We start from the raw sequence: 12396 nt of genomic DNA, 5'->3' as shown, positions 1-12396 counted from the left end.
TATCAAAGCATTACGAATATACGACAAAGACTAGGAAATAATAAAGTTTTATATAGCAATATTTATCTCTGCTTTGCATAATCAGCGGGTGAATAACGTTATGATTCCAGACGAGACTTAAGTCTTTGCTGATTGATGGGATATGACAAGTGCCAAACTTAGTGGGAGAAACCTGCCTTTGCCAATATCCTAAGATATCTAGCTTATCTCACAGTTCCTAGAAAAAAGGGGAAGATCAGGGCAAAGGATAAACAGACAAGAGTAATTGAATTGTTCACTTACCTCTCCCACTCCTCCACTCCCCCACTCCTCCACTCCCCCACTCCCCTCTCTAACTGCTTAAATCGTTGATATAGCAGTGACTGAAAAGGAGATGCCACTTAAAGTTACGATGACTTCCTAGATAGCTCCCTAACTTCAGCCCCTATGCAATATAATATGCAATTAAGAGATTCTCTTCGCCGAACAAAAATTGTCGCTACTATAGGCCCCGCCACTAGCAGTCCAGAAATGCTCAAGGCGATCATTGAAGCGGGAGCAACGACACTACGGCTAAACTTTTCTCACGGAACTCATGCTGATCATCAACGTAATATTCGCTTAATTCGGCAAACGGCTTTTGAACTAAATCAGCCAGTAGCTATTCTCCAAGACTTGCAAGGGCCAAAAATTCGCTTAGGTAAGTTTGAAAACGGTTATATCATCGTGGCAAAAGGCGATCGCTTCACCTTGACCAATCGTCCAGTGATCGGCACAGAGGAAATTAGCTGCGTTACCTACGATTATTTGGCCGAAGAAGTTCCTGTTGGGGCAAAAATCCTCCTCGATGATGGGCGAGTAGAAATGTTGGTGGAAGAAATTAACCGTGACAAGGGTGATTTGCATTGTCGCATCACCGTGCCCGGTAAACTTTCTAACAACAAAGGCGTAAACTTTCCGGGAGTTTACTTATCGATTAAGGCAATGACCGACAAAGACCGCGAAGATCTAATGTTTGGTCTAGACCAAGGTGTAGATTGGATAGCACTGTCTTTCGTCCGCAATCCGCTGGATATGATCGAAATTAAAGAGCTAATTTCTAGCACAGGCAAACAAGTGCCAGTGATTGCCAAAATTGAAAAGCATGAAGCCATTGAACAAATGGAGGCAGTTCTGGCTTTGTGTGATGGTGTGATGGTTGCTAGAGGCGACTTGGGTGTGGAACTGCCAGCCGAGGATGTCCCAGTGTTACAAAAGCGACTGATTGCCACTGCAAATCGCTTAGGGATTCCGATCATTACAGCTACCCAGATGTTAGACAGTATGGTGAGCAACCCGCGCCCCACTCGCGCCGAAGTGTCGGATGTAGCAAATGCAATTTTAGATGGCACAGATGCAGTGATGCTTTCTAATGAAACTGCTGTCGGTAGCTACCCAGTGGAAGCAGTAGCAACAATGGCACGTATTGCCGAGCGCATGGAGCAAGAGGAATCCCAAAACTCAAACTTACGCTCTTTAAAAGATACTAGGCGTTCAATTCCCAATGCTATTAGTCAAGCTGTAGGTCAAATTGCCGAGCAACTGGGCGCAGCAGCAATCATGACCCTTACACAAACAGGCGCAACCGCTCGCAATGTTTCCAAGTTCCGTCCTCAGACACCAATTTTGGCCGTGACACCACATGTGAATGTGGCACGCCAGCTACAGATGGTGTGGGGAGTGAAACCCTTGTTAGTGCTGGGGCTACCTTCCACAGGTCAGACGTTTCAAGCTGCTATCAACGTAGCTCAGGAAAATCAGTTACTGTCTGAGGGTGATTTGGTAGTGATGACTGCCGGCACACTCCAAGGAATTTCTGGTTCAACAGATTTGATTAAAGTTGAGGTGGTAACGGCAGTGTTAGGTCACGGAATTGGTCTGGGGCAAGGTTCGGTGAGTGGTCGCGCACGGGTGGCTCAAACTAGCATGGATGTGAGTAACTTTAATCCCGGAGATATTTTAGTTGCCTCCCGCACTAATGCCGATTTTGTAGAGGTGATTCGCAAAGCTGCTGGGATTATTACTGAAGATGAGAGTCTCACAAGTCACGCAGCCGTGATTGGTTTGCGTCTTGGTGTACCAGTGATTGTGGGTGTGAAACAGGCGACGCAAGTAATTCGAGATGGGGCGATTCTGACGCTGGATCTGCAACGAGGTTTAGTTTACTCTGGGGCGGTGGGAACACCTTAAGACTGGGAACTGGGGACTGGGGATTCGAGGACAAGGAAATTAAGTCATGCTCAATGCCCAACTCAGATATTGCAACTAGGAATATGAATGTCTATTCCATGACTAAGTGCAATTTATCATGGGGAAATTAATGAAAACTAAACTACTGTTGTTTGTATTTTGTGTTGGTTTTATAGGACTAGCGACCCCATCCATAGCCAAGCCACCTACACTTAGTAATGTTCAAGAACGGATTAACGGCATTCCCGTATATCGACAAAGCGGCAGTTTTATTGCCCCAGAAACGCTAGATGGTCTGATTAACGCCTCTGATTTAGTTATTATTGCCAGAATCAAGCAATCAATTGAAGAGGCAAAATCTGTACCGGAAGTTGCCAACGATGGGACTATCGGCGCACCAATTTCGTAAGACGTATTTTCCAATTGGTGTTTACTATGGCAAATATAACATCGACGGTACAGATACCTCTGAAGATGTGATTCAAGATAATACGTTTAAAACCATTCGCAACGCTGTCAGGCAAAGGTTTAAAGATAGTGAATAGGCATTGAATAACAGCTTACAATTCAGATCATCTGGAAAAAGCCACGAAGAAACTAACCCCCTAACCCCATTGCCGATGCTCTAACGGGGGAAAATTCAAAGTCTCTCTCCTTCTAGGAGAGAGATTTAGAGAGAGGTTTTCTAGATAGCGTGAAAAGTCAGGAAAGCCAATGCCCAATTCCCTAAATTAAACAGTTGCGATCGCTACCCCCAGCCATCCAGCAAAGTTTTTCTGCTGTGTGGAGTTAGGACGCTCAACAGGTTTTACCTGATATCGAGTGGGACGTGGTGACGCGAGGGTAATGGAATAAGTACGCAGTTCGTCTTGGTGGAAAACTGTGACTTGGATGGTATCGGTTGGTTGGTAATCTTTGAGGCGATCGCTTAAGCTACTCACTGTTACCTTAATCCCATTAATTGCCAGCAGTTCATCACCTGCGTCAATTCCCTCTACTTGTGCAGGTGAACCCGCCTCAACAAACTTAATTATCTCCCGGCCATTCTCAGCATTTGTTTTCACACCCAAGTAAGGTTCTTCATCTTGCTCAGCTATTAACTGCAAGCCAAACGGTTCTAGATACTGATTAAAGGGCAAATCGTCAGTGCCTTCAATATAGCGTTTAAAGAAATCAGTCAAATCGATTCCCGCTACAGATTCTATAACTTCCTGCAACTGTTCGGGGGTATAGCCAATTTCAGCTTGCCCAAATTGCTGCCACATTTTCTGCATGACATCATCGAGAGAACGCTGATTTTCATGAGTAGAACGAATCAGTAGATCCAGCAACAACGACACCATTTCTCCTTTCAAATAGTAGGAGATTTGGGAATTGCCGCTATTGGCATCTGGACGATAGAGTTTAATCCAGGCATCAAAACTCGACTCAGCAACAGGTTGTACCTTGCGCCCTGGTGTCGTTTCATATCTGGTAATTTCCTTGCCCAGATTATTTAAATACGACTCAGCATCATAAATTCCTGCCCGCAAAGGAATTAGCAAGTCGTAATAACTAGTAGTCCCCTCACAAAACCATAAAGATGGTGTGTAATTTTCCTGGTCGTAATCAAAAACCTCTAGTGCTTTTGGGCGAATTCGCTTGATATTCCACAAGTGAAACAACTCATGTGCCACTAATTGAAGAAAGCGATCGTACTTATCCTGAGCGCGAAACCCAAAACGCTGGTAAATCAAGGAGCAAGAGTTTTTATGCTCCAAGCCACCAAAAGCTTGGCTAAATAAATGTAGTATAAATACGTATCGTTTATATGGCAAACCGCTAAATATTTGCGCTTCCACCTGGACAATTTTCTGGATATCAGCAATCATCCGCTGGGCGTCGAAGTTACCCTGTCCCCAGATTGCCAGTTCGTGGGGTTTTCCCAACACTTCAAATTGATAAAACTGGTGGCTACCAATCTCAAACGGGCTATCCACAAGTGTGTCAAAATCGCTAGCCAGGAAAGTATTCGCCTCCTGATCAACTCGTGGTAAAGCAGTAGTTATTTGCCATTCCGGGTGTGGTGGCACGATGGTAAGGCGAATGGGTTGTTTCTCCCAACCAGGTATTCTAAAAAATAGTGCCGCACCGTTGAAATAGGCATGGGTAGTATCTAAATGATTTGTCCGTACCGATAACTCATTCGCGAAAATACGGTAACGCACAGTTAATTCTGAAACCCCACTTTTCTCTACCTGCCAGTGATTCTTACTGATCTTCCGCCAAGGTAAAGGCTCATTCCCTCTAAAAACTGTAAATTCTTGTAAGTTCTTGGCGTATTCCCGGACTAAATAGGAGCCGGGTGTCCATACTGGCAATTTTAAATCCAGAATTGGTGAGGGGTAATCCTCAAGGCTCAAAGTCACCTCAAACAGATGAGTTTCTGGTGAGGGCATCGCTACCTGGTAATGAATCGTCGGCCCAGTTTGTTGGATGTGGGTGTTGGAACGAGGTGCTGTTGCTTCAGTCATCTTGAGTGCTGAGTTCTGAGTTATTAGTTAATAGTCATTAGTCAACAGTCATTAGTCAATAGTCAAAAACTGTGGACTGTTGACGCAACACTCAATACTCAGCACGAGCTAAATGCCCCGCTACCGCTAACAGGACTCAGTACTAATCAGACTTTACCAGCCAAATTCATCAACTGTTTAAAATTCACAAGATAAATGACGTTGTTGGCGCTGTCAATTTTAATCCACCCTTTTTCGTGGAGCTTTTCCATGATTTTGGTGGTTTCTTCAACACCGATTTCTGTCACCTCTGCTAAATCTTTGAAGGGAATGTTAAAAATTTCCCTTCCTAAATTTGATTCTTGACCATAGCTATCGCTTAAAGTCACTAAGGTATAGGCAAGTTTGACTGCTGGTGGTGAAGACCGCATTTGCAAACGCAGGTTTATTTGCCGCAATCGCCGCACCATTAGTTGCAGCATACGGTGATGTAACTGTGGGTCTTTGAACAATATTTGAATAAAGCGCTCTCTAGAAATGCTCAGCAATTTTACAGGTGAAAGGGCAATGACATCGGTTGAACGGGGAGATTCATCCAAAATCGCCATTTCTCCAAAAAAATCGCCCCGACCAAAAATTGCCAGAGCTACTGAATCTTCCCCTGATGTGCGCCGGACTTTGACCCAACCAGAAACTACTAAGTAAACGGCGTTACCCCAGGCATCTTCCATCACAACGGCTCGCCCAGATGGGTACTCATGTTCAATTGCAACGTTGAGTAGCCATTCCAGCGTCTGTGGATTGGCTGTACTCATTAAGGGGAAAAGTTCACTAAAAACCTCAGTCTGCATGAAATATTTGCAAGAAATGGATTCAAGAGCGGAAGACTAACTTTGCTACTATAAGTTTGTTTAAACCGTAATCTTGTGTAGAACACGGGTGCTAAATTTGCACATATTTTATCTAAACCTCTAAGGTCAGTCGCTCTAGCGTTCCATTACAAAATAACAACTATGTATGGGATCGAAATCAGCGGTTTCACTGACAGAGCTATGATTTGCTGATTGTTGTTGCGCTGCTATCCAGTGACAGTATTTTGATTTGTTGGTCTAAGTTTTCCACGAGTTGATTTAAGGCAACTAAAGCCTCTAATTGCTGAAAGTCAAGGCTGGGATTCAAGAGAAGCCGTTCTTGTAGTTCATGCAATTTGAAGCTTAGTTGCTGAGAAATTCCCAAGACATCGCGACCAAGACGCATCAACTGTTGTTGTTGATAAAACTTTAATGCTGCTCCTCGTAACACTTGTAGCGTAGCCTCTTCGCCGTAAATTCCCGGCATGATTCGCAAGCGTAATAACAAACGCTTTTGTTGATACACGCATTCTTTCTCTACCTGTTTTGGTTCTGCAACTGTACTAACAGGCAAGGAAACAAACCGCTTTAATTCATTGAGTACTCCTTGGAAAACAGAGAGCGGCAGTTTGTCTAAAACAGACTGTAATACTCCATTGTTGCTCCACAGTATCTTGCCTTCATAAGGTTGTCTTTCTAAATACAGCCGCCCAATTCCCCCAGCCAGAATTCGCCCTAGTAATTCTTCCAGTAATTTTTTGGGTGGTAGTGTTGGCAGCACTGCAATAGAGCTAAAGAAATCGGGAACTTGCGCTGGCAAAATAGGTAAATTTTTTAGCCGTGCTGCCTCAGAAGTGTTCTCTTCTTGCTTGCTATTGTTAGGGAGCAAGAAGTTGGTAATTTTAGACAAATTATTGAAGTCTGAGATTGGAAGAGCTGGGATTGGGGGTAAATCTACTCGTTGCCAAGAATGTTTAGGATTTGGTGTCTGAGGCATCATCAATATCGGTGGCTGATGTGATTCAGAGTCGTTAGATGTGACGGTAATAGATTTGTCAGCAATTGTAGCTGTACTATTTTTTGCGGAAGAGTCTGCTGGTTTTGCTTCTAGCAGGGATGTATTTTTGTGGTTGAGGTAGGCTGACAGTATTATGCGGTGAGTGTCAGATGCGATCGCCTCAGTTACCATCGAGCAATTGATATAAGACAAAATGCGCTCAACATAATCTAAAGCCTCACTGTCTTGTGGATGAACCATACCCAGTAAGAGGTTGTGATCTTTTAATTCAAAAGGCAAAATCTGGTGGTATAGGCAAGCTTCAAATGACAAGAAACTATCAATTAGCTGGAATATCTGCTGGCGATCGCTCACCAACTTTCTTAAACTATCGCTTCCTTGTTCCCACTTACTTTGAGTTGTGGTTAATGCTTGCTTCATAATTGCTGTGGTATGAGTTAGTTTGCCCTCTGAAGACAACATAAGTATGATTACTTGGTGTTTGAGCTTATATTGTATATCTTGCCTTTAATTTAGTAGGCTGTTAATAAAGATACTTCGTTGAGTTGTTAAAAATTAAACTATTTCAATTCCTGATGGAGATGAATACACAATTTACCTGTATCAAAAACTTGAATACTGATAAGTATGAGCTACAGGATATACTTTCCCGTCACCTCGTTGTATTTTATTTAAACGAGTACTGCCATAACTACACATAAAACTATACATAAGTAGATGAAAAACTGCATCCACAAAGGCATGGGGCATGGGGCATGGGGCATGAGACATGGGGCATGGGGCTTCTCGTAAAAGTATAATCGTGTCTATACCTCATATCACTGGCGCAGTTCACGCAATACAGATCCCAAAGTTGCAATCCCTTCGACAATTTTCTCAGTTGGCTGAAAGCTGAAAGCCAGCCTGATGGCATCATCCCCTTGTCCATTGGCATAACAGCGAGTACCTGGTAGGAAGGTAACGCCGTGTTCACTAGCAGCCATTAGGAGTGTACTAGCACTGATATCGGGTGGCAATTTACACCAAAGGAAAAAGCCGCCATCGGGTCGCAAGGCAACTACATCAGTAGGAAACTCGTGAGCGATCGCCTCCAACATCAGATTACATTTATGCTGGTAGCAGGCGATTAAATCTTGGATGTGATTATCTAGTTTGCCTGTAGCACAGTAGCGGGCAACCACATGGCTAACAAACGGCCCAACAGGCCCCTCACTTTTGAACATTGCTAGCCGCTCAATGATTGCTGGATCGCCACAAGCCCATCCTAGCCGTATACCGGGAGCGATAATTTTTGAGAAGGTACTCACGTATAACACCCACCCTTCGTCACTCAGAGTTGCCAGGGGGGGTACAACTTCTCCTCGAAAGCGCAAATCGGTGTAGGCATCGTCTTCTACAACCAGCACGCCATACTCTGCTGCCAATGCTACCAGCTTTTTGCGCCGAAACAGGGGCATAGTAGCACCTGTGGGATTGTGAAAGGTTGGAATAGTGTAAATAAATCGGGGTCGGATGCTCCGTTTCTTTAAATCAATCAAGGTTGCTTCCAGCACATCCACATCCATCCCTAACTCATCAACAGGAATACTGATCAGGTGTGCGCCAGCATTAGCGAATCTGTTAACCACCCCTAGAAAGGTTGGTTCTTCGACAATTACCACATCACCAGGCTCGACAAACACATCTGGTAGCAAACCCAGGATTTGACTAGAACCATAGCCAATTACAACGCGATCGCGATCGGCACAGATCCCCTTAGCTCGCAAGCGCAGGATGATCTGCTCATACAGTTGATCTGAGGGTGGGCCGTAGTTGAGAGCAGTTGGAGCCTCTTGTGCCAGCACAGTGGCACTTGCAGCAGCTAAATCAGCGTGGGGAAAAAGAATTGGGTCAGCTAAACCATAGGCAAAACTGACGGTGACAATTTTGGTTAACTCTGCACCATAAGTTGGTGGTGTTAGGTTTCTGGCTCGTTCAGCAAACAAATCAGCAATTTGGTAAGCAGGAGTAGTGGAAGTCATGGGGAGCGAGTTGTATTCTAGTTTGACGCGGATATCTGCAATTCAGAACTCTTGACAGCCATAACGCATATTTATAGCGGGGAATAGGGAATAGGGAATAGCCTTGAAGGTCTCTGCCTTGAAAAGTTCAGATCCGCGGAAGCCGCCGCTCCTACTTTTCGCTTGTTATCAGAGTTTGATGATCAGTTGATGTCCTAATCTATGTGGCAACTGCCATATCTAAATTAAATTAAAGTAAGAAAAGCTTACTGGTGGCAAAGGACATCAATAGCTATCTTCAACCAATCAATGTAAGTTTGTTCTTTTTGAATTACTAACTCTAGTACAAGCCTTTGCATAATCTGCTCACGACTTGCAAACTGATCACCCAATACGGGTAACTCAATATTTTCACATACAACCAGCTTTTCGTTGCGTGCCGCTAGCTGCTGTTCTAGCAATTGAATAATGGCCTGATTAGGTAACTGTGCTGCAAAAAATAACTGAACAAGCAAAGGTTCTCGTACTGTTGGTAAGGGCTGAGGGCATTGAAGCCACCGGATTAATTCGGCTGTTCCTGTTTCAGTCATACTATAGACTTTGCGATTAGGGCGATCGCGTTGAATTTTGACGGTATAAGTAATCCAACCTCGCTCAAATAGCTTATCGAGGGTTCTGTAAATCTGTGCCTGGTCGGCAGTCCACAAGTGAGCAATGCATTGATCAAAGCAACTTGTTTTTAGGTCGTAACCGGTCATCTCTTCTTGCTGAAGCAGACCTAGAATTGTGTGTGTTAAAGACATAGGCGGTTTTCCGAAAATAACGTAGTGGAAACTACATCTGTTATTTCTGATATAGCCTTATGTTAATATATGAGTAATCATATATGGGGACTATGTAACAAAGTCATGTTGAGTATTGAGTACTGAGATCATGGTAAGGTAGACATTGCAATGCCCACTCTACAACCCACTGGTTCCTACTCAGCACGGGCTACACCCCGCTACCGCTAACAGTACTCAACACTACTGAAGATGTACTTTGATAAAGCCTTTATATATTTGCTTGATGAGAAAGGCTGATTTGGCGAAGCTAAGAAATATGTGGGAGATGTTGCTGTTGACACAAAACGGTGAGGAAGCGATGGTCGCAAATCTATTCAGATACAAAATCACCACTAATAAATGTGCCGCTCATCGCTAATGTACCACTTAACGAATCAGTTATTCGCTACGGTCTATTTGTAATAAATATCGAAGCATAAATTATTCAAGCCATTGAAAACTATCGTAACCAGAGGATGGGTTCCATTGACTTCTAATACACTTCTACAAAGAATACATCAGCATCAACATCTACGTAATTTACGAAACAAATTCCTACGTCTTCACAAGGTGTTGCTTGAGACAGAACGCATCGCCTACGAACAAGTTCAGGGACGAGTATCGAGTAGAGAACTTCTCCAACTCGTCATCAACCATGAACAATTTGCTTGGCTACATCGCATTTCTGAGCTGGTTGTGCAAATTGATGAGATGCTCGAAGCTGATGAACCAGTATCACCAGAAAATGTTCAAAATTTGATTGTAGATGCCCGCGAGCTGATTGTACCGTCAGAGGTAGGCAATGTGTTTGCAAGAAAATACTACGCGGCTCTCCAACGTGAACCCGATGTTATCTTGGCACACGCAGAGGTATCAGGGTTTCTTGCATCCAAATAAATTAGGCAAAATCAAGAAAGCGCACCGTAAGGCATCTTACGGTGCATTTTTATTTCTCCCAATTTAATAATCTACCCCTCGTTTGAGTTCTACACCTTGATTGGCATAGTGCTTGTGGCAATAAACCTCAGAGTGAACACTAGCTAAGTCGAAGTATGCAGGCTGATTTTGGCAGCGGCCAGTGATGATAATTTCGGTGTCGCGGGGTTTGCGGAGCAAAGCTTGGACAATAGGTTCAACGGGGAGTAATTCCAAGTCAACAGTGGGATTGAGTTCATCGAGGATGATAGTTTTGTATAATCCAGAGGCGATCGCAACTTTTGCGATTTCCCAACCGCGTTCGGCTTCTACATAATCTAATTCTTGCCGAGAATTGCGCCAAACGATCGCATCTCGACCGCAACGCTGATGATCCACCACTTCTGGATATGACTGCTGCAAGGCGGCGATCGCAGCATCTTCTGTATAACCACTACCACCTTTGAGCCACTGCATAATCAATACACGGGTAGATCCTGGATGATTGATTCCTCTACCAATAGCTTGTAAGGCCTTACCCAAAGCGCTAGTAGACTTGCCTTTCCCAGCACCAGTATAAATTTCAATACCCTCAAGTAAGAGTGCTTTTGCCGTTGGGTGGTGTTGGGGTTTCATTTCTGAGTGTAGATCCGCAATATCGAGCAACTGTTGCGGTGCAGCCCGTCCGGTAGCGATGATTTCTAATTCTTGGGGTTTGGATTTTAATGTCCGCACCACCTCATCTACTGGAAGCAAACCCAAATCCAGCACTGGGTTAAGTTCATCCAAGACTACAACTGAATATAAACCGCTGGCGATCGCACCTTTGGCTACATCCCAACCCCGCGCTGCTTCCGTTCGGTCAAAAGAGGTAATTTCCTCTGGCCCAAAAAATTCGGCACGACCTGTACGAACTTGGTCAATTAAATGCGGAAAGCCGCGCTGTAAAGCTGCGATCGCGCCATCTTCGTCATAATCACGTTCTGGCCCTTTCAAAAATCGTAGTAATAAAACCCGGTTGGAATAGCTAGGTGTATTTATCCCCAAGCCGATCGAGCGCAAAACCACCCCTAAAGCAGCTTGGGACTTACCTTTCCCTACACCATCGTAGACGTGAATTTGACCAGTGAGCCGTTCAGGACGCACTTGCGCCGTGCGAATACCGATACCGTTCCTTGTCATCTCTCGAAAAGCTATAACGTGGAAGTCTTTCATCTTACCTAACGTTATGTACTTTCAGATAGGGCTAAAGCATCGTCCTTTGTCCATTGGTCATTTATACTACAAAGGACAAAGTGCAAAGTCTGAGCTAAGTAAGCCTTAGCTCAGAACTTTGCAAGACAGGACAGATAACAGTCTTAACGCAAAATGTACAATTTGTACGCACATCAGCTGATCACAGTTATACTCTCTAAAGTTAACCCTTGCCTTTGACCCTTTATGCTGGAAAATTTGACAATTCCTACAATTTTTCCCATTGGTGCAATTTTATTTGACTTTCTATTTATATTGATTGCTATTCCCATAGAAGCCTATGTTTTCAGCAAGCGGCTAAAATTTGACAAAAAAACTAGCACGTTTTATGCCATATCCATGAACTTATTTTCCAGCGTACTTGGTTGGTTTATATTTTTTCTGTCCGAGCCAATATTACCAATACAGTTGAAATCCGAATTAATTAGTTATGTCTTTTTTAATAACTTTAAATCGTCTAGTGCCCAAACTTTTCTAATTTTAACTGCTTTTATCATTTTCTTTGCTACTTTTTTAATGAAATTCTTCCTTTTAAGAATTCTTCTATTATCATTAACTGAAAAACCTTGGCAACGAGAAGAAGAAAATAAAACATCTCAGCGACGTAAATGGCGCCGCTTTAGTAGTGCTAAATTGCAAAATACCAATTTGGCTACTACTACGTTGATAGCAAATTCACTCAGTTATAGTGCTATTACCATTGTTTTATTCATTAGCTCTAGATAGTAAAAGCTTAATTGTTTTTAGTTAGAGGATTAAATATCCGATTTGATTTGTGAACTGACTCGTAGATACAGGGAATGGGGCATGGGGAATAGGGAATGGGGCATGGGG

General features: G+C 43.5%; 11 protein-coding genes. 5 read left to right on the top strand and 6 right to left on the bottom strand.

Going from position 1 to position 12396, the window contains the following annotated elements; translation table 11 throughout:
* Positions 1-438 precede the first annotated feature (438 nt).
* From pyk to IQ246_RS16670, 3 genes are all read left to right on the top strand, one after another.
* Positions 439-2208 (top strand): pyruvate kinase, encoded by a 1770-nt coding sequence (gene pyk / locus IQ246_RS16680; RefSeq protein WP_194004469.1) that lies wholly within the window; start codon positions 439-441, stop codon positions 2206-2208.
* Positions 2209-2338: 130 nt separating this feature from the next.
* Positions 2339-2617, top strand: a complete 279-nt coding sequence (locus IQ246_RS16675) for a hypothetical protein (RefSeq protein ID WP_194004468.1) — start codon at positions 2339-2341, stop codon at positions 2615-2617.
* Entirely contained in the window at positions 2589-2753 is a 165-nt protein-coding gene (locus tag IQ246_RS16670) for a hypothetical protein (RefSeq protein WP_194004467.1), read from the top strand. The genes IQ246_RS16675 and IQ246_RS16670 overlap by 29 nt, the downstream gene beginning before the upstream one ends.
* A 186-nt stretch (positions 2754-2939) precedes the next feature.
* On the opposite strand, the gene IQ246_RS16665 is transcribed toward IQ246_RS16670, so the two are convergent.
* The 5 genes from IQ246_RS16665 to IQ246_RS16645 form a co-directional block, all read right to left on the bottom strand.
* On the bottom strand, positions 2940-4721 hold the full coding sequence (locus IQ246_RS16665) for a M61 family metallopeptidase (RefSeq protein WP_194004466.1): 1782 nt from the start codon (positions 4719-4721) through the stop codon (positions 2940-2942).
* Between the two features lie 146 nt (positions 4722-4867).
* A complete protein-coding gene (locus IQ246_RS16660; RefSeq protein WP_194004465.1) occupies positions 4868-5551 on the bottom strand; it encodes a Crp/Fnr family transcriptional regulator in 684 nt (227 codons plus the stop codon).
* 199 nt (positions 5552-5750) lie between these two features.
* Positions 5751-7031: a pilus assembly protein PilB gene (locus IQ246_RS16655; protein WP_194004464.1), complete on the bottom strand. Its 1281-nt coding sequence runs from the start codon at positions 7029-7031 to the stop codon at positions 5751-5753.
* Between the two features lie 356 nt (positions 7032-7387).
* Entirely contained in the window at positions 7388-8590 is a 1203-nt protein-coding gene (locus IQ246_RS16650; protein WP_194004463.1) for a PLP-dependent aminotransferase family protein, read from the bottom strand.
* Positions 8591-8835: 245 nt separating this feature from the next.
* Positions 8836-9372 (bottom strand): PadR family transcriptional regulator, encoded by a 537-nt coding sequence (locus tag IQ246_RS16645; protein ID WP_194004462.1) that lies wholly within the window; start codon positions 9370-9372, stop codon positions 8836-8838.
* Between the two features lie 507 nt (positions 9373-9879).
* Here IQ246_RS16645 and IQ246_RS16640 point away from each other — a divergent pair.
* Complete coding sequence (locus tag IQ246_RS16640) at positions 9880-10290, top strand: hypothetical protein (RefSeq protein WP_194004461.1); 411 nt, start codon at positions 9880-9882, stop codon at positions 10288-10290.
* A 63-nt stretch (positions 10291-10353) separates the two neighbouring features.
* Here IQ246_RS16640 and IQ246_RS16635 read toward each other — a convergent pair whose 3' ends face one another.
* Positions 10354-11490, bottom strand: a complete 1137-nt coding sequence (locus tag IQ246_RS16635; protein ID WP_194004491.1) for a cob(I)yrinic acid a,c-diamide adenosyltransferase — start codon at positions 11488-11490, stop codon at positions 10354-10356.
* A gap of 258 nt (positions 11491-11748) precedes the next feature.
* On the opposite strand from IQ246_RS16635, the gene fraC reads away from it, so the two are divergent.
* Positions 11749-12288: a filament integrity protein FraC gene (gene fraC / locus IQ246_RS16630; RefSeq protein ID WP_194004460.1), complete on the top strand. Its 540-nt coding sequence runs from the start codon at positions 11749-11751 to the stop codon at positions 12286-12288.
* The last annotated feature ends 108 nt before the right edge of the window (positions 12289-12396 follow it).

The sequence above is a fragment of the aff. Roholtiella sp. LEGE 12411 genome, assembly GCF_015206995.1.
Lineage (GTDB): Bacteria > Cyanobacteriota > Cyanobacteriia > Cyanobacteriales > Nostocaceae > Komarekiella.
Note: the sequence above shows the minus strand (reverse complement) of the source record. Positions and strands in the feature narration are given on the sequence as shown.

Coding starts and splice junctions, on each gene's coding strand:
- pyk (WP_194004469.1), top strand. CDS start 439: ATGCAATTAAGAGATTCTCTTCGCCGAACAAAAATTGTCGCTACTATA.
- IQ246_RS16675 (WP_194004468.1), top strand. CDS start 2,339: ATGAAAACTAAACTACTGTTGTTTGTATTTTGTGTTGGTTTTATAGGA.
- IQ246_RS16670 (WP_194004467.1), top strand. CDS start 2,589: ATGGGACTATCGGCGCACCAATTTCGTAAGACGTATTTTCCAATTGGT.
- IQ246_RS16665 (WP_194004466.1), bottom strand. CDS start 4,721: ATGACTGAAGCAACAGCACCTCGTTCCAACACCCACATCCAACAAACT.
- IQ246_RS16660 (WP_194004465.1), bottom strand. CDS start 5,551: ATGCAGACTGAGGTTTTTAGTGAACTTTTCCCCTTAATGAGTACAGCC.
- IQ246_RS16655 (WP_194004464.1), bottom strand. CDS start 7,031: ATGTTGTCTTCAGAGGGCAAACTAACTCATACCACAGCAATTATGAAG.
- IQ246_RS16650 (WP_194004463.1), bottom strand. CDS start 8,590: ATGACTTCCACTACTCCTGCTTACCAAATTGCTGATTTGTTTGCTGAA.
- IQ246_RS16645 (WP_194004462.1), bottom strand. CDS start 9,372: ATGTCTTTAACACACACAATTCTAGGTCTGCTTCAGCAAGAAGAGATG.
- IQ246_RS16635 (WP_194004491.1), bottom strand. CDS start 11,490: ATGACAAGGAACGGTATCGGTATTCGCACGGCGCAAGTGCGTCCTGAA.
- fraC (WP_194004460.1), top strand. CDS start 11,749: ATGCTGGAAAATTTGACAATTCCTACAATTTTTCCCATTGGTGCAATT.